This is a genomic window from Bacillus sp. PSXD-155 (genome assembly GCF_049310765.1).
Classification (GTDB): domain Bacteria; phylum Bacillota; class Bacilli; order Bacillales; family Bacillaceae_G; genus Bacillus_A; species Bacillus_A cereus.
The window spans coordinates 254780-274124 of record NZ_JBMOWC010000001.1 but is presented as its reverse complement, the minus strand read 5'-3'; the positions used below and the strand labels follow the sequence as shown (position 1 = coordinate 274124).

Here is a 19345-nt window from a genome sequence, read left to right as displayed (position 1 = left end):
AAGAGATTATTGTTCGCGTCAATCGGGGTAAATAAATAACCGCAGAATTATGGAATTCCATAATTCTGCGGTTATTTTAATCCTATAAAAACGTTCTCTGTACTTTTTCCCAGAACGAATTATTTTTTAATTTAACTGTTTTAATTTGTTTATCGCTTAAGCGTACAACAGCTTTTTCCACTTGTTTAATGCTAAGCGCTTCGTTATCCATGCCGATAACAGGATAATCGTTACCGTCTGGTCTTAGTTTTAAAGTTAATGTACGTTCGTGATTTAAAATGAACGGTGAACCGAGCGTACGGTAAGTGTTGTTGTTTAAAGATGCTAGTTCGCTTACTTGGAAACATGGAATAAGTGGGTCAACAACTGCACCATGCAATGATTTATTGTAAGCAGTACTTCCTGTTGGGGTAGAAACTACTAAACCGTCTCCTCTAAATGTTTCGAAATATAAATCATCAACGTGAACATCTACAACGAATGTTTTAATAATGCTAGAACGTAATGAGAACTCATTTAAACAATGGAAAGATGTACTGTGATCTACATCTACCTGAATTGTTGGATATTTTCGCACTTCAATTTCATTTTTTGTAATTTCTTGAAGGGCTGTATCAACGTGATCAATGTGGAAATCGCAGTAGAACGAAGTTTCATCTTTCGTAGAAATCCCTGCGTATAAGCAATCTTCCCTAAAACCAGTTTTACGAACGGCTTGTAAGAAGGTTGCATCATCTCCAACACTGACGATAGCGTTTGCATTTTTTGGATGATCTAATATGGTAAATCCATTCTCTTCTAAAATACGATAGATTGGTTTCATTTTTTCAACGAGCGTTGCTTTGTCATCACCATAAAAGAAAAATAAATTGCGACGATCTGCCATTATGTATCCCTCCACTGCAGTTAAATTTTCTGTTTTTCGTGCTACATATCATTAGAGTCCGTTCCCTGATGATATGTTCAAATAATATATTTCGATACAAATTGTCAAAATACCTTTTTATTTTTAGAAAAATTTTTATATTCAATCTTATGGAACTCTGTTTAATGATGAATAAAGTTGTCGATAATGGGTACGGAGTGAAAGGATGATACGTATGAAGTGGCTCGTAATTGGAATAATAATTCTTCTCCTTTTTATTTTGCTTATACTATTGTCGAAAATATCGCTTAAGGTGACATTTTTATATTCAGAAATGGAAAAGCAATGTTTATTTCAAGTGAAAATATGGATGATTCGATATACATTTGATGTATTGGAAAGAATTGAAAAACAGCAGAAAAAAACAGGACAGAAAATCGAAAAAGCTGAAGAGGACGGCGGACTAGATAATAAAATTATGGCGCAACTTGACAGTATTGGAGAACTGATAAAAAGGCTTCAAAAAGTTCATACTATCGTTAAAGATTTTCTCAAACGAGTGAAAATCAATGGTTGGAAATGGCATACGCAAATTGGAGCAGGCGACGCAGCTAGTACTGGAATTGTCACTGGATATGCATGGGGGACAAAAGGAATGGCTGCTGGAGTTGTCGGACAATATATGCATATTGTCGATGTACCAGAATTTGAAATTACTCCTGTTTTTCAAGGGAAAGGATTTGCATCGAGATGCGAGTTAACAGCATCTTTTCGTATATTTCGTACTATAAAAACAGCGGTGAAATTGCTCATATTTATGAGGCAGCAAAAATCTGGTATGACAGAAAAATCTGTTCAAGCATAGGGGGGATATAGAATGGACCATCCAATTCAAGGTTTAATGACAACCGCAATGCAGCATTTAAAACAAATGACTGATGTAAATACAATTGTTGGTGACCCAATTAAAGCGGCAGATGGAAGTGTAATTCTTACTGTTTCGAAAGTAAGTTTCGGATTTGCTGCTGGTGGAAGTGAATTTGGTAGGGTAGAACATTCAGGCCGTCATCCATTTGGCGGAGGAAGTGGAGGAGGAGTTTCTATTAATCCTGTTGCCTTTCTTGTTATAAATGGAGATGGTGTGAAAGTATTACATTTAGATAAGCAAACGCATGTCATCGATAAAATAATTGAATTAGCGCCACAAGCTGTTGATAAAGTGAAAGAAATGATGGATAAACGAAAAGAAGATGATCCTGAATTTCAAATTTAACGAATAAAGAAGCTAATCAATAGGTTAGCTTCTTTTATTTTTTTGTAAATAAAGCGATTTTATTTGCATTATCGATAGGGACAAACTATCATTTACATTGTACATATTTTGTTTAAATAAGGGAGGATTTTCAAGTGGCAAACGTAACTTTTAAAGGTAATCCAATGACTTTAGTTGGAACAGAAGTTAAAGTTGGCGATCAAGCGCCAAACTTCCAAGTATTAGCAAACGACTTATCTCCAGTAAGTTTAGAAACATACAAAGGCGAAGTAAAATTAATTAGTGTTGTACCTTCAATCGACACAGGTGTGTGTGATGCACAAACACGTCGTTTTAACCAAGATGCAGCAGGTATTGAAAACGCAAAAGTATTAACAATTAGCGCTGATTTACCATTCGCTCAAAAACGCTGGTGTGCAGCAAACGGTTTAGAAAATGTTGTAACACTTTCTGACCACCGTGACCTTTCATTCGGTGAAGCTTACGGCTTAGTAATGAAAGAACTTCGTTTACTTGCTCGTGCAGTATTCGTAGTAGATAGCAACGACAAAGTAGTTTACGTAGAATACGTAGGCGAAGGTACAAGCCATCCAAACTATGAAGCAGCATTAGAAGCAGCTAAATCTGCAAAGTAATGTGAAGGAAATGACCTCTTATAAAGAGGTCGTTTTTTCTCATATATCGCTGCGTAACGGTGCCGATATATGAGAAAAAACGTTATATCATATATAACTTGAGAGGGAGCTCTTTACAGGAGGTCGCTTTTTCTTTTTGGAAAAAATCACTTTGTGGTATGATATAAGTTATGTGTAAAAGAGAGAAGGAGGAATGTACGTGAGTCAGACAGTGGAAACATTATTTTCTATTTTTGATTCTTCTGCGGTAGTTTTACGTAAAGAATTAGATGTGACATATTTAGAGGCGCTTGTAGAAACAGGTGATAACTTGTTTGAGGGAGCGATTTTACAAGAGGAATTATCCGAATCAGCAATTGAAAGGCTGAATCGTGAATATAGTACGTTTAATGAAGAAACATATAAAGGTGAAGAAATTCGTAAAGCATTTCAGTTAGCCATCTTAAAAGGAATGAAAGAAGGCGTACAAGCGAATCATGAAATGACGCCTGATGCAGTTGGGATGTTCATGAGTTACTTATTCCATAAATTTATGCAAGGTCAAAACGAAATTACAGTTTTAGATCCTGCAATTGGAACAGGAAATTTAATGACTACAGTGTTTAATAGCGCCAAAGAAGGACTAACAATGAGTGGATTTGGTGTAGAAGTGGATGAAGTGCTAATTAAACTTGCTTTAGTAAATGCAAATTTACAGAAGCATGCAATCGAATTCTTCCATCAAGATGGACTAGCACCACTTTATATCGATCCAGTTGATGCAGTCGTTTCAGACTTACCGATTGGTTACTATCCAAACGAAATTGGTGCCAGTGAATATAAATTAAAAGCAGATGAAGGAATGTCGTATGCTCATCACTTATTTATTGAACAAAGTGTGAAACATACGAAAGAGGGCGGGTACTTATTCTTCTTAGTACCAAACTTCATTTTTGAAAGTGACCAGGCACCAAAATTACATGCATTTATTAAAGAAACATGCTTTATTCAAGGGTTATTACAGCTACCTGTTTCCATGTTTAAAAACGAGAAAAATGCAAAAAGTATATTTGTTCTCCAAAAGAAAGGCTCTAATGTAACAATGCCAAAACAGGCGTTATTAGTGGAGTTGCCTAAATTCTCTAACATGAAGGCGATGGAGAACATTATGGATCAATTAAATACTTGGTTTGCAACACATAAATAAAGCTGGGTGTATGTAACAGCATTAGTGATTCATGTAGTACAGTTTTATATAATATGTCATATTTTTAAATATATACTAGATTTAACTGAATTTTTTTGAAATCTGTAATATATATTTTTTCTTGGTGTTACAATTTTTTCACTTGAAATATATGTCGGACGATGTTTAAATTAAAATCGTGAGTATAAAATTTGCTAATGATGAAACGTTTTCATATTTGGTGAATTTGATCAGATAAAATCGAGCGGTTTGTGGAAACATCCACACAACTACCAAGAGAAAAAGGGGCGAAAGACTAGATGTCAAAAATCATCGCGATTAACGCAGGAAGCTCTTCCTTAAAATTCCAATTATTTGAAATGCCAAGTGAAACAGTATTAACAAAAGGTTTAGTAGAACGTATCGGTTTAGAAGATAGTATCTTCACTATTACTGTAGATGGCGAAAAACAAAAAGAAATTACAAACATTCCAGATCACGCAGTAGCAGTTAATATGCTTCTTAAAAAGTTAACTGAAAACGGAATCGTTAAATCTCTAGATGAGATTGGCGGTATCGGTCACCGTGTCGTTCACGGCGGCGAAAAATTTGCTGACTCTGTTTTAATTACTGATGAAGTATTAGCTGATATCGAAGAATTAAGCGATTTAGCACCACTTCATAACCCAGCAAACGTTGTTGGTATTAAAGCATTCCAAGAAGTATTACCAAACGTACCAGCAGTAGCAGTATTCGATACAGCATTCCACCAAACAATGCCGGAATCTGCATTCCTATACAGCTTACCATATGAGTACTATGAAAAATTCGGCATCCGTAAATACGGTTTCCACGGAACTTCTCATAAATATGTAACTGAGCGTGCGGCTGAATTATTAGGTCGTCCAATTGAAAGCTTAAGCTTACTTTCTTGTCACTTAGGTAACGGTGCAAGTATCGCAGCAGTAGAAGGCGGTAAATCTATCGATACTTCTATGGGCTTCACTCCACTTGCTGGTGTAACAATGGGTACACGTTCTGGTAACCTTGACCCTGCGTTAATTCCATACATCATGGAAAAAACAGGCCAAACAGTAGAAGAAGTAGTTAACGTATTAAACAAGAAGAGTGGTATGTTAGGTCTTACTGGTTACTCTAGTGACCTACGTGACATCATTGCGAAAGAAGAAGAAGGCGACCACCGTGCGAAAGTAGCACTTGATGTATTCGTAAGCCGTATCCACAAATACATCGGTTCTTACACTGCTCGTATGAAAGGTGTAGACGCAATCATCTTCACAGCTGGTGTAGGTGAGAACAGTGCGATTATTCGTGAGCGCGTATTAGAAGGCCTTGAGTACATGGGCGTATACTTCGATGCAAAACGTAATAACGTATTCGGTGAAGAAGCATTCATCAGCTTCCCACACTCTCCAGTAAAAATTATCGTAATTCCAACTGACGAAGAAGTTATGATTGCTCGTGACGTACTACGTCTTGGAGATATTGGTTAATATATGAAAAGAAAGACGAGATCCTATAGGATTTCGTCTTTTTTCTTTTGGATGTATTTTAAAACTCCATCTGGATATAATATTTTTTCTTTCTGAATGAATGCCGTAATAGGAATCCATTTCGCATACGCTACTGTTTCCTCATCTTGTATATTTAATATTTTCATTTCATATAGTGACGTGTCTAATAAACGCAAAGAATATAGTTGAATGATTTCATGACCAATGTCTCCATCGAGATGAAAGACATTTTCTAAACAACCTAAATAATTGATGATTTCTATCTCCGTATGAAGCTCTTCTGTAAACTCCCGAATAACAGTATGTGCTGATTTTTCACCAAGTTCAATGGAACCGCCAAGAGGACGATAATATGTTTCGCCTTCTGTATGATATTCTTGTACGAGAAGGCGATCTTGATGTACAGCAAGACCGAAAGCTTTTGCACGTGGATACATATAGAATCACTCCTTATTTGTTTTGTATAAAGACGATTATAATGTATGGTGTGATAAAAGTATCGTGTATTTAAGTGTGTGGTCTAACTGTAATTCCATCAAATAAGTCTTTCCAAAATGCTTCATTGTATTGGTATACATCCATAATAGGACATTTCATAACGCAAGTACGTTGTAATCCCCAATCTTCTTGGGTGATAGTTGGTATATCGGCAGGAATTAGTAATAGGACAGAGAATGTATGTGTAACGATTTGAGATAAAATTTGTTCTAGGGAACATGCTTCTTCATATGTTCCTCCAGTTCGAATAAACAATATGGATTCTGCCGTTTCAATTGTAGTTAGAAAACGATTAATTCGATGTTCATAGTTTAACTTAATTTCTGTATAAGAAGGCCAATAAGTTGGTGTGTTTACATCTGTTTTAAAGTCATGACAGGAGTCAATTTCATAAAGGTTGTCCCTTAATCTTAATTTGGCATCATCATCCCAAAATGAGATGAAGGATAGATTTTCGAAATTTAAAAAACGGTCAAATCGATTTTGTAATAATAAATTTACTTTCGTTAATGAAGGACTTAGCATAAAATCAATAACGCCAAAAAATGGTGATAATTCTAATTGATATAATGCCCAAGCAGGCCAACAGTTTTGTCCTAAGCTGAATACTGCGTTATAGTTTTGTTTTAGATTGGATAGATTCATGTGAAGTATCTCATCCTTTTTGCTATTATTTTATGTCACTCATAAAGGGTATGTGAAAAGAGATATACAAGCATATTTGTAAAGAATAAGCAGAAATATGTTACAATAGAAAAAAATCGAACGAGGTGGTTGTTACGATGCGATCGAAGCGAGAACAAGCCATTTTAGACAATATAAAAGAATGGGAAGCGCAATTAGTTGAGCAAGAAGCGACCGATTTTCAGAAAGTGTTTGATAAATGGTTACATACTACAGTTGCGAAATTACCTGAGAAAAAGCGAAAAGAATTCTTCACGAAAGCAGATGGATGGCTCTTTCATTTGCATGCATTTATTCAAAGTTCACAAGCACAGTTAGACGCACGTAATCGGATTTTAGGAACATCGAGATTATTTGATGAATCGATTGAACAGCTTGAAGATTTGAAAGCATTATCTATTGATCAGTTAACATACATAGCAGAGCAGCAAACAGCACGTCATCGTCTATATTCATTTGTGCAAGGCGGGGCGACAGGTGCTGGAGGTTTATTATTATTAACGGCGGATTTTCCGGTTATGATCGCGTTAAATGTGAAGGCGGTCCAACTTATTGCAACATCATTTGGACATGATGTGAACAAGCCATATGAAATGATGCTTGCGTTAAAGGTGTTTCACGCGTCATTACTACCAGGAAGACTTCAGCAATACGCATGGTACAATTTATTGCAAGAGCTGGAACAAGAAGATTCGTTCTTTTATGAAGGAGACGAAGCAGTGTTACAAACAGCTTCTACTGAAGTTGTGTTAAAACAAATTTTGAAGACATTTTCGATTTATGCTCTTCGTCGTAAATTATTCCAAGGTATTCCGGTAATTGGAATGGCAATTGGATCTACAGTGAATTATCGTTTAACAAGAAACGTTACTGAATTTGCAAATAGATTTTATCAAGTGCGCCATATAGTCGAGAAAGAAAAAAGAGCATAAAAAAAAGCGAGAGGCCGAAGCCTTTCGCTTTTTTAATTTGTTGCATGTTTTTTGGACATTGGAACAGATACCGGCTGCTTTTCTGCTGTTTTTTCTGTTTTTGGATAATAAATTAAATCCAATGTTTTTGCCTGTACGGCAATCGAAAGAATAGTAAAAGCAATTTCTGTCCAATTTAAATAATATAATGAAAGCGCAAGAACAATCGCGTCAAAGACGAAGAAAATTTGCCCAATTGTAAAACGAGTTCGTTTACTTAATACAATTGTTAAAATATCGTCTCCACCGGTTGCACCGCCAAATCGCAATATAAAACCGAGTCCAATACCAGCTAACGCACCGCCAACTACTGCAGCTATAAATAAGTTATTTGATAAATCTACCGTAAATGGAGAATAATTTTCCATAAAGGAATAAAATACTCCGAATGAAATTGAACCTAAGAATGAGTAGCCAACCATTTTTCTACCTAAAAATGAAGCACACAGTAAAATAATTGGGATATCCATTAATACAGTTGAAATAGATGGTGAAATATCATAAAAGTTTTGAATGAATAGTGCAATTCCTACAAAGCCACCTTCTGTTAAGTGGTTTTGGAAGTGAATGTGATATAGCGCTGCTGCTAAAATAAATGAACCGATTAAAACCATAAAAATTTCTTTAATAATTTGCCGACTTTGGATGTTCCTCATCGTTATTCCTTCTTTCCGTAGTTAGTAGTCCTTTTTGTGTTGTAAACTAACTACGAGCTCACATGTAGCTTTCAGTTAGTTTACGAAAAAACTAACTACGCTATATGTCGCTGAAGAAATAACGAATAATCCTCTCGTCCATCAATTCTCCCTACCTTCGTTTTAGTTTAAGTCTTAAAACGACTAAACAAAACGTGGAGTAGGATTCGTCATTTAGCAATCCTGCTCTTCTTTGTTTTGTTTAGTTAGTAACAATTAAGTCCTAAACAAAACGCTATGTGTAAGAAGAGTCTTTTTTTTGCCAAATTATCCTTCGGGCAATCATAATTTCCCCACTCTCGTATTTTTTTCGCTAGACTAAAGTATCTGAGCTAAAAAATACGCTATGTGTATGATTCGTCAATACGATGCCACATGCTCCTTCGAGCGATCATGATATCAAAATCCCTTCCTTCAAGATTTATACTATTATATCATACTTTTAAAAAATGTATGCGGATGGAAACCGACAATAAACGGAGGGAATCTACAAAAAATGTTATGTTTAAATATTTTTGTAGAAAAGCCTAAGTTATTTCGGAGGATTGGACAGTTTGTAACGGTTTGTCCAATAAGTAAGAAAAAAAGGGTTTTATTCAGTTGTATTTTTTTCATCACTTTTATCTTTAAAAAACGCATCCCAACTAATCACACTTAAAAAAGTTAAAGCGATAATAACGAAAGCACGCATAAGCTTTAGACCTCCTTTTGTACATAGTATATGAATCATTCGATTCGGAATGTGTCATTTTTTTACAAGTCTTAACTATTATGAGAGTATATTAATATAGATAGATGAAGGGGAGAGTGAAGACATGTTAAAAGATATGTTCAAAAGAAAAGAATTAATATGCATTTCATGTCAGAAAAAAATTCAATATGAAGAAGAGCTTGTTGCTTTTGTAAAGTTGCCGAAAGAAAGAAGTATATTAGTTGGTCCATTCGATGTATGTTTGGCGAAAACAGCACAAGAAATATATTGTAAATCATGTTACGACAAAAAAGCATGACCCAAAGTAATTGAGGGGCATGCTTTTTTCATTGGTGTGCTTTCCCCTCAGATACATTTTGAGTGAGTCGATACCAAAGCCAAAGGTCATTAATGATGGAAGCAAGATCGGCAATTTCTGAATTTAGTTTACAAGAAACTTCGAAGTCTTCTTCGTTATTTAAATAATGTTGTTTTGTATTAATATAGTGCTCAAGTTCTTTTATACGATCAGGAATTTTCCCGCGAACTTGTTCCCATCTTAGTAAAATAGCATGTTGCATTTTTTCGGGGATTTCTTCCCAGTCTTCTTGTAAATGCGGAATTTCAATTCCTAGATGTTCATCGTATAAGAAATACTTTTCCATAAGTTCACCCCCGTTTTCCTGCTTATATTGTACAGAAAAACAGAAAGAAGTTCGACGAAATTGTTTGAAAAAATTTGAAAATGACTCTTGATACATTTTGTGAAAGGTGGTAAAGTGTGAATTATTATAAAATAAAATGAATATTTATTCTTTAGGGGGATGCAAAATGGAGAAGAAAAAAGTTGTATTAGCATATTCCGGAGGTCTTGATACTTCCGTTGCAATTAAATGGTTACAAGAGAAGAATTATGATATTATCGCGCTTTGTTTAGACTTAGGGGAAGGGAAAGACTTAGGGTTTGTGAAAGAAAAGGCGCTTTCAGTTGGTGCAATTAAATCATATATGGTGGATGTCCAAGAAGAATTTGCGAATGAATATGCATTGATGGCGATGCAAGCACACACATTATACGAAGGGAAATACCCTCTTGTCTCTGCATTATCTCGTCCGCTTATTGCGAAGAAATTAGTGGAAATCGCAGAACAAGAAGGCGCAACTGCAGTTGCACACGGATGTACAGGGAAAGGAAATGACCAAGTTCGTTTTGAAGTTTCTATCCAAGCATTAAATCCTTACTTAGAAGTGATTGCGCCTGTACGTGAATGGAAATGGTCACGTGAAGAAGAAATTGCATATGCAAAAGAAAATGATGTACCAATTCCGATTAATTTAGATAGCCCGTTTTCAATCGATCAAAACTTATGGGGACGCAGCAACGAATGTGGAATTTTAGAAGATCCATGGGCAGCGCCGCCAGAAGATGCATATGAGATGACATTGGCATTAGAAGATACACCGAATAAACCAGAGTTTGTAGAAATCGGATTTGAAGCAGGCGTACCGACTACTTTAAATGGTACTGCATATTCACTTTCAGAATTAATTAAAACGTTAAATGCGCTTGCTGGAAAACACGGCGTTGGACGTATTGATCACGTAGAAAATCGTCTTGTCGGTATTAAATCTCGTGAAGTATACGAATGCCCAGCAGCAATGACGTTAATCACCGCGCATAAAGAGTTGGAAGATTTAACACACGTAAAAGAAGTAGCGCATTTTAAACCAGTGATTGAACAGAAAATAACAGAACTTATTTATAACGGTTTATGGTTCTCACCTTTAAAACAAGCGCTTCATGCATTTTTACAAGAAACGCAAAAGAATGTAACAGGTACAGTGCGTGTGAAATTATTTAAAGGTCATGCGATTGTAGAAGGACGTAAATCTGAATACTCTTTATACGATGAAAAATTAGCAACATATACTGCTCAAGATGAATTTAATCATGATGCAGCAGTTGGATTCATTTCATTATTCGGTTTACCGACGAAAGTATACAGCCAAGTGAATCAAAAGAAGGTGGAAGCGTGAGCAAACTTTGGGGCGGACGATTTACGGAAGAAGCGGAAGCGTGGGTTGAAGAGTTTGGAGCATCCATCTCCTTCGATCAACAATTAGTAAATCAAGATATAAACGGGAGTATTGCACACGTAACGATGCTAGCAAAGCAAGGCATCGTTACGAAAGAAGAGGCAGAGAAAATAAAGATAGGTCTTCAATATTTATTAGAAGAAGCGAAACAAAATAAATTACATTTTTCGGTTGAAGCTGAAGATATTCATTTAAATATTGAAAAGATGTTAATTGAAAAAATCGGTGAAGTAGGAGGGAAACTTCATACAGGCCGAAGTCGTAACGATCAAGTGGCGACAGATATGCATTTGTATTTAAAAGAAAAGGTAGAACATATTATAAAAGCTACAAAACAATTGCAAACTGTTCTTGTTCATCAAGCAGAAAATAACATTGAGACAATTATGCCTGGCTATACGCATTTACAGCGTGCCCAGCCGATTTCATTTGCTCATCATATTCTTGCTTACTTTTGGATGTTAGAGCGTGATGTGAATCGTTATGAAGATTCATTAAAGCGTATTAATATCTCCCCATTAGGAGCAGGAGCGCTAGCTGGGACGACATTCCCGATCGACCGAGAATATAGTGCGGAACTTCTTGGGTTTAATGGAATCTATGAAAATAGTTTAGATGCAGTAAGTGATCGTGATTTCATACTGGAGTTTTTAAGTAACTCATCTATGCTTATGATGCACTTATCACGCTTTTGTGAAGAACTTATTTTATGGAGTAGCCAAGAGTTTCAATTTATTGAAATGAGCGATCAATACGCGACAGGAAGCAGCATTATGCCGCAAAAGAAAAATCCGGATATGGCGGAACTAATCCGTGGTAAAACAGGCAGAGTATACGGTAATTTATTCAGTTTACTTACAGTAATGAAAGGATTACCACTCGCTTACAATAAAGACTTACAAGAAGATAAAGAAGGAATGTTTGATACAGTCAAAACAGTAGAAGGATGCCTTCATATTATGGCGGGCATGCTTGAAACGATGACTGTAAACAAAGAAAAAATGGGGCAAGCTGTGACGCAAGATTTCTCCAACGCAACAGAAATTGCCGACTACTTAGCAAACAAAGGACTACCATTCCGTCAAGCTCATGAAATTGTTGGGAAGTTAGTGCTACATTGCACACAAAAAGGAATTTATTTATTAGATGTCCCGCTTGAAACATATCAAGAAATGAGCTCTTTATTTGAAGAAGATTTGTATGAAGTTCTTTCACCATATGCGGCTGTAAAGCGTCGTAATAGTGCTGGTGGAACAGGATTTGAACAAATCAAAAACGCTTTGGAGAAGGCGAAGGGGTTGACGAAAGAATTTATTAAGAATTGAGTTGGGAAGTACGCCAGTCTAGTAAAGTCTGGCGTACTTTGTTTTTTACTAATATTTAAATTACAATATAGTAAAAAATAACGATTTAGGGGGAAGTCTATGAAAAAAATAGTGTTTATCATTGTACTGGTAATTAGTTTAATTGCAAATGCTAAAGTGTTTCTTTTGGACAAATATATGTATGTTGGTGAAAAAGAAAAGCGAGAAGAAGCGGTTATCGTAACGATGTGGCATTTGCAAGATAAAGGATATAAAGAAAGTGATATTTTATATATAAAACCGGCCTTTTATAGCAAAATGGATTCGTATGGTATGAATGTGCAGTTTAAAGATGAACCAAATGAATCATATACATATAGAGTTTTAAAAGATGCGAAAACAAATAAACTAACTGTACACCAAGATAGTAATGAGCCAGGTGGTATGGGCGGGAAGCATCAAGAGCTTAAATAAAGAAAGAAAACGACTGATGGCATTCGCCTGCAGTCGTTTTCTTTTAATTATACTTATGTCGATCTTCTGTAATTCGAATATACTCAATATCCATTAAATCACGAAGTAATGCACCATTACTTAGTTCAACGCCATGTTTTTCTTTAAAATGAGTGCGAATTGTATCTAGCATTTCAATTTCTTTTCCGTTTACGTCTAAAATAATGCGTTCAGAATCATCCATATAGCATCCTCCTTTTTTACACATATATATTTTGTCCGTCTATTTCTAAAAAATGTATGTTAACGTAATGTTAGGAAATAAGAAAGGGATGAGAAATGAGACGTATTTATTTTATAGGGCTAATTTTGTACACGCTAATTGTATTGCATGTTGCATTCCCAAACGTATTTTCATTTGGAAATGTAGAAACAGTACATGTTGCGATATTTATCTTTTCTCTATTTGTAGTAGATTGCTTTATTTCTATATGGCTTTCGAAAAGAAAAGATATACAAGGTAAAAAAGAAATGGAACGGAAAAAGAGAAAACGTTCATTTTGGATGATGACGTACTGTTTGTCTTTAGTGCTTACTGCTGCTTTTTTTAGTGAGCATATTCCATTAGAAAGATTAAATATTGGATTTGGAGCGTTCGTATTCGCATACTATTTTTTTATGCACTTTCTTCCTTATATGAAAGAAAAGCGAGGAGAAGAGGAAAATCCGCTTGTAGAAGAAGCGAAAGAACAAGAGCATAAGAGAATAGAAGGGGATATAAAGAAACTTGGAGAACAAAAATGGTATTTAAAATCAAAAATCATATATGTTCTTTGCTTCATTACGCCGCCAATTGGCTATTTGTCCGTCTTCTTACTTCGTAAAAAAATGACAGAAGATACAAAGCAAACGTATTTAACAGTTGCGACAATCATGATGGCATTATGGTCTTTGAAGTTTCTGCCGCCTTATGTATTGGCAATTACCGTTGTTGTCGTAGCATGTTTTGTGTTTATAGTGAAGTTGATAAAATGAAAAACACCAAGCCTATGTGGACTTGGTGTTTTATCTATAAATTAAAGCTCACCTTGCTCCTCATCACCACGAACAACAAGGACATCGCATTTCGCATAGCGAATAATATGTTCAGAGACGCTACCAATTAGGAAACGTTCAACAGCATTTAAACCAGTTGCACCACACATAATTAAATCTACTTTATGGTTTGGAGCGATTTCTTTTGAAATTTTAGATTTAGGATTACCAAATTCTAATACAGTTTCAATTTTTTCAAGACCAGCTTCAAGCGCAGTTTTTTTGTAGTCTTCTAATAAGTCTTCTGCAAATAGATTTGCACGTTCAGCAATTGCACGGCTATAAGCCTCTACTGCTGAGTACGCTTTTACATCAACGATATGAGCGATTGTTAATGTTGCATTGTTGCGCTTTGCGACTTGAATTGCTTTTTTAAAGGCTTTTTCTGCTTCTTTAGAACCATCCACCGCGATTAAAATATTTGTATATGTATTATTCATAGTAAATTCCTCCCAATCTGTTTTATAACTGTTTACAACTTAATTATAAAACAAATTTTGGTAACGTGCTTGCCAGAAACGTTACAGAATTTTGAAAACTCTGTTTCAATTCATTTTAGTTGTAATTGGAGCGAGAACTTGTTACATATGAAGTATAGCAATTTAAAAGGGGGCAGTTTTGTGAGACATGCGCTCATTACAGCCGGTACGAAAGGTTTAGGAAAGCAAGTAACAGAAAAGTTATTGGCTAAAGGCTATTCAGTAACAGTAACGTATCATAGCGATATCACGGCTATGGAAACGATGAAAGAAACATATAAAGATGTGGAAGAGCGTCTACAATTCGTGCAAGCAGATGTCACGAAAAAGGAAGATTTACATAAAATAGTAGAAGAAGCGATGAGCCGTTTTGGCAAAATTGACTTTTTAATTAATAATGCTGGTCCATATGTATTTGAACGAAAAAAGTTAGTTGATTATGAAGAAGATGAATGGAATGAAATGATTCAGGGAAATTTAACAGCGGTATTTCATTTATTAAAACTTGTTGTTCCGGTCATGAGAAAACAGAACTTTGGCCGTATTATTAATTACGGATTTCAAGGGGCGGATAGTGCACCGGGATGGATTTATCGTTCAGCTTTTGCCGCAGCGAAAGTAGGACTTGTTTCATTAACGAAAACAGTTGCTTATGAAGAAGCGGAGTATGGTATTACTGCGAACATGGTATGTCCTGGTGATATTATTGGCGATATGAAAGAGGCAACTATTCAAGAAGCACGTCAGCTGAAAGAGCATAACACACCGATTGGTAGATCTGGAACAGGTGAAGATATTGCAAGAACCATTTCGTTTTTATGTGAGGACGATTCCGATATGATTACCGGTACAATTATTGAAGTGACTGGTGCAGTGGATGTTATTCATAGACATCGATAGAATAAAATAAGATGAAGTTTCGAATAATTGGACAGTTTATCCATTGTGCTGAGAGGTGCGGATAATACTGTCCTTTAATATAAAATTAAATCTATCGGAAAACTTGTATTATTTTTTGTCAAATATTGAGATATTATGTTAAAATATAAGAGCGTAGAAAGCGCTTTAAAAAATGATTCAGGGGTCATTTCATAACTCAAGGGGGAACTAATCATGCGTATCGGTATTCCAACAGAAATTAAGAACAATGAAAACCGTGTGGCAATGACGCCAGCGGGAGCAGTACATTTAGTACAAAATGGTCATGAAGTTTTTGTTCAAAAAGGAGCAGGTTTAGGATCTGGCTTTACGGATGAAGAATACGTACAAGCTGGTGCGAAACTTGTAGAAACTGCTGAAGAAGCATGGAATCAAGATATGGTTATGAAGGTGAAAGAGCCAGTAGCAAGTGAATACGGCTATTTCCGTGAAGGTTTAATTTTATTCACATACTTACACTTAGCTCCAGAACCAGAATTAACGAAAGCATTAATCGATAACAAAGTTGCATCAATCGCATACGAAACAGTACAATTAGACAATCGTTCTTTACCATTACTTGCACCTATGAGTGAAGTAGCTGGTCGTATGTCTGCACAAATCGGTGCACAATTCCTTGAGAAAAACAAAGGCGGTAAAGGTATTTTACTTGCAGGCGTTCCAGGGGTAAAACGCGGCAAAGTAACAATTATCGGCGGTGGTCAAGCTGGTACAAACGCAGCTAAGATTGCAGTAGGTTTAGGTGCAGATGTAACAATCATTGACTTAAGTGCAGAACGTCTTCGTCAATTAGATGATATTTTCGGTAACCAAGTAAAAACATTAATGTCTAATCCATACAACATTGCAGAAGCTGTTAAAGAATCTGACCTTGTTATTGGAGCAGTATTAATTCCGGGTGCAAAAGCGCCAAAACTTGTAACTGAAGAAATGATTCAATCAATGGAATCAGGTTCTGTCGTTGTAGATATCGCGATTGACCAAGGTGGTATTTTCGAAACAACTGATCGTATTACAACTCATGACAACCCAACTTATGAAAAACACGGCGTTGTTCATTATGCAGTTGCTAATATGCCAGGTGCGGTTCCACGTACGTCAACTCTTGCATTAACAAACGTAACAGTACCATATGCAGTACAAATTGCTAACAAAGGCTACAAAGAAGCTTGCTTAGGCAACACTGCATTATTAAAAGGTATTAACACATTAGATGGTTATGTAACATTCGAAGCAGTTGCAGAAGCTCACGGTTTACAATACGCTGATGCGAAAGAGCTACTTGAAAAAGCTCCTGCTTTATCATAATAGAAATACATTTGAGACCTTCCTTTTCGTGAGGAGGGTCTTTTTTATATGGGGAAATAACATGTGAATAATTGTTATTTATTGGTGTAAATCATTTTTTATTATGATAATTTAGAATTATATAATAAAAAGAGGGGATTCGATGGGGAGCAAAAAGAGGAAGAAAAAACAGGCAAAGAGACAAAGGTATATAAAGAAAAAACAGGAACAGAACATACCTTTTTCACAAAAAGTAGTCATTACGATAGAGAAAACATTTCGGTATATTTGTATGGCTCTGTATGTAATTTTGTGTATGTATTCATTTGGAGTGTTTTACAGTTTTGAGATAATTTCTAATATTATTGAGAGTATTTTAGAATTTCTCCTTGTTGCAATAGAATTAGTCTTATTCTTTATATTATTTGCTACAGTATGGCCTAGTCATGAAAGTAAAAAAGATAGAAAAAGAAGCAAAAAATCTTCATACGCTTCAAGCTCATCAAGTGGATTCGGTCACTACAGTAGCAGTGATTGTAGTAGCTCAAGTGATGGTGGAGGAGATTGCGGAGGTGGTGGAGATTAAGTTAATTTTTCAGAAGAACGACTAACGAAAGGATGGGATGAAATATGGAAACTGTGAACTTAATAGAATTAACAAAAGACATTCAAGATCAACATAAAAACTTCGTCGTTTCAAATATAAACAGTCATTGTTTACGAATCGCTGTATTTACTGGTGAATATGATTGGCACTATCATTCTAATTCGGATGAATTATTTATTGTGCTAGAGGGAGAATTACTTATTGATTTTGAAGATGGAGAAACAGCGGTTTTAAAGCCAAATGATTCTATTTTAATTCCAGCATGTACGATTCATAGAACGAGAGCATTAAAGAGAACGGTAAATCTTTGTTTTGAACATATAGAGGCTGATACGATTAAAGTGGAGCAATTATGAAAAAATTATCTGTAGCCGATTATAGAAAAGTTCTTCCGGTTTTAGAAGGTAATACAAGAACGACGACGTTTGCTTATGCGGTATGTGATCAAATGATAGATGGTGAGGTTTTTATAAACGGGCAATTAACAGCAGGATTAATTATTACAGCTAATGGTATCTATTATTTATTTGGTGATACGGATGATCAAAATTATAACGAAGAGTTATTTTCATATTTAAAAACGGCTATTGAAAAAACAGAGAAGAGATTTACACTGTTCACTTCGAGTGAAGAGTGGGAAATGATGATAGAAGAGCGTTTTAGTAATGTACTTCGGAACATCCCGCGAATGAAATTTCAAAGCGTAACCTTTGAAGAGAGTCAACGAGATTTTAACAAAAATACATATGAAGTGAAGCGTATTGATAGAAGAGATATAGAGCGCAGCAGTGAATTTAAAGAGGAGTACTACAAAGAGTATTGGGGATCAAAAGAAACGTTTTTGAACAGTGGTTTTGGATTTTGTATAGAACAAGATGGGATAATTGTAGCTGAATGTGTCTCAATATTTAGCGGGAATGGTTTTGCTGAAATAGATATTGCAACACATGAAGCGCATCAAGGGAAAGGATTAGCTCAAGCTGTTGCAACAAGGTTCATTGAACATTGCATGCAAAATGACATTATACCGAGCTGGGATTGTTATGTAGACAATATTCCTTCGCGAAAATTAGCTAGTAAATTAAGTTTTTATCATCCAATAGAATATAGTTTGTTTGTACGTAAGAAAACGGGGGAATAAAAATGAATGTAGAATTAACAAGATTTAAAGTTAAGCCTGGTAAGAGTCATCGAGTAGATGAATGGATGCAGCTTCTTAATGACAATTTGAAAGAAGTGCTTTTGACATTAAACGACGAAAAGATGTACGTTGAGACAATTTTCCGGGAAATAAGAGATGGAGAAGAGTACTTATATTGGTATTCTGTGCAAGGAGAAGGTGGTATTTTTGTCGAAAATTCGCATCATGAAATTGATAAAAAGCACTTAGCATTTTGGTATGAATGTATCGATGAAGAAGCAACGTCTATTGATATGAAAACAGAAGTTGTTATGATTCAAGATGTTGTGAAGGAAGCGATGAAATAATAGATTGTTATTTTATAACCGTAAAATGATCTTCTTTTTTGTTGGAATATATATTATTGGAGATGCTGTAGGATGAAAATTAGTAATAAATATATCACTCTCGGTGAAATAGAAATAATAAGAGAACTTTTAAATAAATTGCATGAATATCATAATAATAAATCAAAACATTTTTCTGGTGATTATCCAAGAATGACATTTGAGGAACGTATTGAAAATTATAAACAGAATTCAAATTACGGAGAATATAGAATTGAATTATTAGTTGAGGCGGAAACAGATGATATATTAGGGTTTTGTATAGCGTATAGTAAAAGTGTAAGCGGAAAGATTGAAGTTTTATTCGTTGATGAAAAATACCGAAGAAACGGATTTGGCTTAAAATTAATGAATAGTGCAGTGGAATGGTTTAAAGCGAAGAAGATAGATGAAATTGAATTAACAGTAGTGTATGGAAATGAAGCTGTATCGTTTTATGAAAAGTTGGGGTTCTATCCTCGTTCAATTATTATGGCAACTAAGTCATAACGATAGTATGGGGAGAGAGGAGTGGGAGTTTTTGCTTCAAAAAAATGATTCATATT

The 19345-nt window shown here is 35.3% G+C and carries 25 protein-coding genes; 18 read left to right on the top strand and 7 right to left on the bottom strand.

Going from position 1 to position 19345, the window contains the following annotated elements:
* Positions 1-82 precede the first annotated feature (82 nt).
* Positions 83-886 carry an NAD kinase gene (locus ACO6VI_RS01400; protein ID WP_000785186.1) on the bottom strand — a complete coding sequence of 268 codons (804 nt, stop codon included), beginning with the start codon at positions 884-886 and terminating at the stop codon, positions 83-85.
* 205 nt (positions 887-1091) lie between these two features.
* Here ACO6VI_RS01400 and ACO6VI_RS01395 point away from each other — a divergent pair, with 205 nt between their 5' ends.
* From ACO6VI_RS01395 to ackA, 5 genes are all read left to right on the top strand, one after another.
* Entirely contained in the window at positions 1092-1730 is a 639-nt protein-coding gene (locus ACO6VI_RS01395) for a DUF2953 domain-containing protein (protein ID WP_002094156.1), read from the top strand.
* Between the two features lie 12 nt (positions 1731-1742).
* Positions 1743-2138: a GerW family sporulation protein gene (ytfJ, locus tag ACO6VI_RS01390; RefSeq protein ID WP_000350007.1), complete on the top strand. Its 396-nt coding sequence runs from the start codon at positions 1743-1745 to the stop codon at positions 2136-2138.
* Positions 2139-2272: 134 nt separating this feature from the next.
* The gene (gene tpx / locus ACO6VI_RS01385) at positions 2273-2773 is read left to right on the top strand and encodes a thiol peroxidase (protein WP_000024527.1); all 501 of its coding nucleotides are present in this window, start codon (positions 2273-2275) and stop codon (positions 2771-2773) included.
* Positions 2774-2972: 199 nt separating this feature from the next.
* Positions 2973-3959, top strand: coding sequence for a class I SAM-dependent methyltransferase (locus tag ACO6VI_RS01380; protein ID WP_000084365.1), 987 nt, complete (start codon positions 2973-2975; stop codon positions 3957-3959).
* 299 nt (positions 3960-4258) lie between these two features.
* Entirely contained in the window at positions 4259-5452 is a 1194-nt protein-coding gene (ackA, locus tag ACO6VI_RS01375) for an acetate kinase (protein ID WP_000034575.1), read from the top strand.
* A gap of 23 nt (positions 5453-5475) precedes the next feature.
* Here ackA and ACO6VI_RS01370 read toward each other — a convergent pair whose 3' ends face one another.
* Both ACO6VI_RS01370 and ACO6VI_RS01365 read right to left on the bottom strand, forming a co-directional pair.
* Entirely contained in the window at positions 5476-5910 is a 435-nt protein-coding gene (locus tag ACO6VI_RS01370; RefSeq protein WP_000283497.1) for an NUDIX hydrolase, read from the bottom strand.
* Between the two features lie 70 nt (positions 5911-5980).
* A complete protein-coding gene (locus ACO6VI_RS01365; protein ID WP_063548760.1) occupies positions 5981-6616 on the bottom strand; it encodes a DUF1796 family putative cysteine peptidase in 636 nt (211 codons plus the stop codon).
* Positions 6617-6753: 137 nt separating this feature from the next.
* On the opposite strand from ACO6VI_RS01365, the gene ACO6VI_RS01360 reads away from it, so the two are divergent.
* Positions 6754-7587 (top strand): EcsC family protein, encoded by an 834-nt coding sequence (locus ACO6VI_RS01360; protein WP_001256853.1) that lies wholly within the window; start codon positions 6754-6756, stop codon positions 7585-7587.
* A gap of 32 nt (positions 7588-7619) precedes the next feature.
* On the opposite strand, the gene ACO6VI_RS01355 is transcribed toward ACO6VI_RS01360, so the two are convergent.
* Complete coding sequence (locus ACO6VI_RS01355) at positions 7620-8282, bottom strand: YitT family protein (RefSeq protein ID WP_001244515.1); 663 nt, start codon at positions 8280-8282, stop codon at positions 7620-7622.
* Between the two features lie 854 nt (positions 8283-9136).
* Between ACO6VI_RS01355 and ACO6VI_RS01350 the strand changes: the two genes are divergently transcribed.
* A complete protein-coding gene (locus ACO6VI_RS01350) occupies positions 9137-9331 on the top strand; it encodes a hypothetical protein (protein WP_000910273.1) in 195 nt (64 codons plus the stop codon).
* Between the two features lie 28 nt (positions 9332-9359).
* Here ACO6VI_RS01350 and ACO6VI_RS01345 read toward each other — a convergent pair whose 3' ends face one another.
* Positions 9360-9677, bottom strand: a complete 318-nt coding sequence (locus tag ACO6VI_RS01345; protein ID WP_000417221.1) for a hypothetical protein — start codon at positions 9675-9677, stop codon at positions 9360-9362.
* Between the two features lie 166 nt (positions 9678-9843).
* Between ACO6VI_RS01345 and ACO6VI_RS01340 the strand changes: the two genes are divergently transcribed.
* The 3 genes from ACO6VI_RS01340 (at position 9844) to ACO6VI_RS01330 (ending at position 12887) form a co-directional block, all read left to right on the top strand.
* Positions 9844-11049, top strand: a complete 1206-nt coding sequence (locus tag ACO6VI_RS01340; RefSeq protein WP_000412336.1) for an argininosuccinate synthase — start codon at positions 9844-9846, stop codon at positions 11047-11049.
* Complete coding sequence (gene argH / locus ACO6VI_RS01335) at positions 11046-12434, top strand: argininosuccinate lyase (RefSeq protein ID WP_000041256.1); 1389 nt, start codon at positions 11046-11048, stop codon at positions 12432-12434. Before ACO6VI_RS01340 ends, argH begins: the two co-directional genes overlap by 4 nt.
* 99 nt (positions 12435-12533) lie before the next feature.
* A complete protein-coding gene (locus ACO6VI_RS01330; protein WP_000724677.1) occupies positions 12534-12887 on the top strand; it encodes a DUF3139 domain-containing protein in 354 nt (117 codons plus the stop codon).
* Positions 12888-12930: 43 nt separating this feature from the next.
* Here the strand turns inward: ACO6VI_RS01330 and ACO6VI_RS01325 are convergent, their stop codons facing one another.
* Positions 12931-13110 (bottom strand): hypothetical protein, encoded by a 180-nt coding sequence (locus tag ACO6VI_RS01325; protein WP_000342761.1) that lies wholly within the window; start codon positions 13108-13110, stop codon positions 12931-12933.
* A 95-nt stretch (positions 13111-13205) separates the two neighbouring features.
* Between ACO6VI_RS01325 and ACO6VI_RS01320 the strand changes: the two genes are divergently transcribed.
* Entirely contained in the window at positions 13206-13901 is a 696-nt protein-coding gene (locus tag ACO6VI_RS01320) for a hypothetical protein (protein ID WP_001252911.1), read from the top strand.
* 41 nt (positions 13902-13942) lie between these two features.
* Here the strand turns inward: ACO6VI_RS01320 and ACO6VI_RS01315 are convergent, their stop codons facing one another.
* Entirely contained in the window at positions 13943-14401 is a 459-nt protein-coding gene (locus ACO6VI_RS01315) for a universal stress protein (RefSeq protein WP_001066673.1), read from the bottom strand.
* Positions 14402-14548: 147 nt separating this feature from the next.
* Between ACO6VI_RS01315 and ACO6VI_RS01310 the strand changes: the two genes are divergently transcribed.
* From ACO6VI_RS01310 to ACO6VI_RS01280, 7 genes are all read left to right on the top strand, one after another.
* Positions 14549-15340 carry an SDR family oxidoreductase gene (locus ACO6VI_RS01310; RefSeq protein ID WP_002024902.1) on the top strand — a complete coding sequence of 264 codons (792 nt, stop codon included), beginning with the start codon at positions 14549-14551 and terminating at the stop codon, positions 15338-15340.
* 213 nt (positions 15341-15553) lie between these two features.
* Positions 15554-16687: an alanine dehydrogenase gene (gene ald, locus ACO6VI_RS01305; RefSeq protein WP_161520048.1), complete on the top strand. Its 1134-nt coding sequence runs from the start codon at positions 15554-15556 to the stop codon at positions 16685-16687.
* A 142-nt stretch (positions 16688-16829) separates the two neighbouring features.
* Positions 16830-17252: a hypothetical protein gene (locus ACO6VI_RS01300; RefSeq protein ID WP_078993677.1), complete on the top strand. Its 423-nt coding sequence runs from the start codon at positions 16830-16832 to the stop codon at positions 17250-17252.
* Between the two features lie 44 nt (positions 17253-17296).
* Positions 17297-17629: a cupin domain-containing protein gene (locus ACO6VI_RS01295; protein WP_000450933.1), complete on the top strand. Its 333-nt coding sequence runs from the start codon at positions 17297-17299 to the stop codon at positions 17627-17629.
* Positions 17626-18414: a GNAT family N-acetyltransferase gene (locus ACO6VI_RS01290; protein WP_000736718.1), complete on the top strand. Its 789-nt coding sequence runs from the start codon at positions 17626-17628 to the stop codon at positions 18412-18414. Before ACO6VI_RS01295 ends, ACO6VI_RS01290 begins: the two co-directional genes overlap by 4 nt.
* 2 nt (positions 18415-18416) lie before the next feature.
* Positions 18417-18761, top strand: coding sequence for a DUF6176 family protein (locus ACO6VI_RS01285; RefSeq protein ID WP_063548754.1), 345 nt, complete (start codon positions 18417-18419; stop codon positions 18759-18761).
* Positions 18762-18833: 72 nt separating this feature from the next.
* Entirely contained in the window at positions 18834-19289 is a 456-nt protein-coding gene (locus tag ACO6VI_RS01280) for a GNAT family N-acetyltransferase (RefSeq protein WP_161520049.1), read from the top strand.
* The last annotated feature ends 56 nt before the right edge of the window (positions 19290-19345 follow it).

Bases quoted from the DNA above. Each gene is read 5' to 3' on its own strand.
- ACO6VI_RS01280 (WP_161520049.1), top strand. From the start codon at position 18,834: ATGAAAATTAGTAATAAATATATCACTCTCGGTGAAATAGAAATAATA.
- ACO6VI_RS01295 (WP_000450933.1), top strand. From the start codon at position 17,297: ATGGAAACTGTGAACTTAATAGAATTAACAAAAGACATTCAAGATCAA.
- ACO6VI_RS01360 (WP_001256853.1), top strand. From the start codon at position 6,754: ATGCGATCGAAGCGAGAACAAGCCATTTTAGACAATATAAAAGAATGG.
- ACO6VI_RS01300 (WP_078993677.1), top strand. From the start codon at position 16,830: ATGGGGAGCAAAAAGAGGAAGAAAAAACAGGCAAAGAGACAAAGGTAT.
- ACO6VI_RS01355 (WP_001244515.1), bottom strand. From the start codon at position 8,282: ATGAGGAACATCCAAAGTCGGCAAATTATTAAAGAAATTTTTATGGTT.
- ACO6VI_RS01325 (WP_000342761.1), bottom strand. From the start codon at position 13,110: ATGGATGATTCTGAACGCATTATTTTAGACGTAAACGGAAAAGAAATT.
- ACO6VI_RS01370 (WP_000283497.1), bottom strand. From the start codon at position 5,910: ATGTATCCACGTGCAAAAGCTTTCGGTCTTGCTGTACATCAAGATCGC.
- ACO6VI_RS01345 (WP_000417221.1), bottom strand. From the start codon at position 9,677: ATGGAAAAGTATTTCTTATACGATGAACATCTAGGAATTGAAATTCCG.
- ACO6VI_RS01350 (WP_000910273.1), top strand. From the start codon at position 9,137: ATGTTAAAAGATATGTTCAAAAGAAAAGAATTAATATGCATTTCATGT.
- ACO6VI_RS01395 (WP_002094156.1), top strand. From the start codon at position 1,092: ATGATACGTATGAAGTGGCTCGTAATTGGAATAATAATTCTTCTCCTT.
- ACO6VI_RS01330 (WP_000724677.1), top strand. From the start codon at position 12,534: ATGAAAAAAATAGTGTTTATCATTGTACTGGTAATTAGTTTAATTGCA.
- ACO6VI_RS01320 (WP_001252911.1), top strand. From the start codon at position 13,206: ATGAGACGTATTTATTTTATAGGGCTAATTTTGTACACGCTAATTGTA.
- ACO6VI_RS01400 (WP_000785186.1), bottom strand. From the start codon at position 886: ATGGCAGATCGTCGCAATTTATTTTTCTTTTATGGTGATGACAAAGCA.
- ytfJ (WP_000350007.1), top strand. From the start codon at position 1,743: ATGGACCATCCAATTCAAGGTTTAATGACAACCGCAATGCAGCATTTA.
- ald (WP_161520048.1), top strand. From the start codon at position 15,554: ATGCGTATCGGTATTCCAACAGAAATTAAGAACAATGAAAACCGTGTG.
- ACO6VI_RS01290 (WP_000736718.1), top strand. From the start codon at position 17,626: ATGAAAAAATTATCTGTAGCCGATTATAGAAAAGTTCTTCCGGTTTTA.
- ACO6VI_RS01365 (WP_063548760.1), bottom strand. From the start codon at position 6,616: ATGAATCTATCCAATCTAAAACAAAACTATAACGCAGTATTCAGCTTA.
- ACO6VI_RS01310 (WP_002024902.1), top strand. From the start codon at position 14,549: ATGAAGTATAGCAATTTAAAAGGGGGCAGTTTTGTGAGACATGCGCTC.
- ACO6VI_RS01340 (WP_000412336.1), top strand. From the start codon at position 9,844: ATGGAGAAGAAAAAAGTTGTATTAGCATATTCCGGAGGTCTTGATACT.
- ACO6VI_RS01285 (WP_063548754.1), top strand. From the start codon at position 18,417: ATGAATGTAGAATTAACAAGATTTAAAGTTAAGCCTGGTAAGAGTCAT.
- ackA (WP_000034575.1), top strand. From the start codon at position 4,259: ATGTCAAAAATCATCGCGATTAACGCAGGAAGCTCTTCCTTAAAATTC.
- ACO6VI_RS01315 (WP_001066673.1), bottom strand. From the start codon at position 14,401: ATGAATAATACATATACAAATATTTTAATCGCGGTGGATGGTTCTAAA.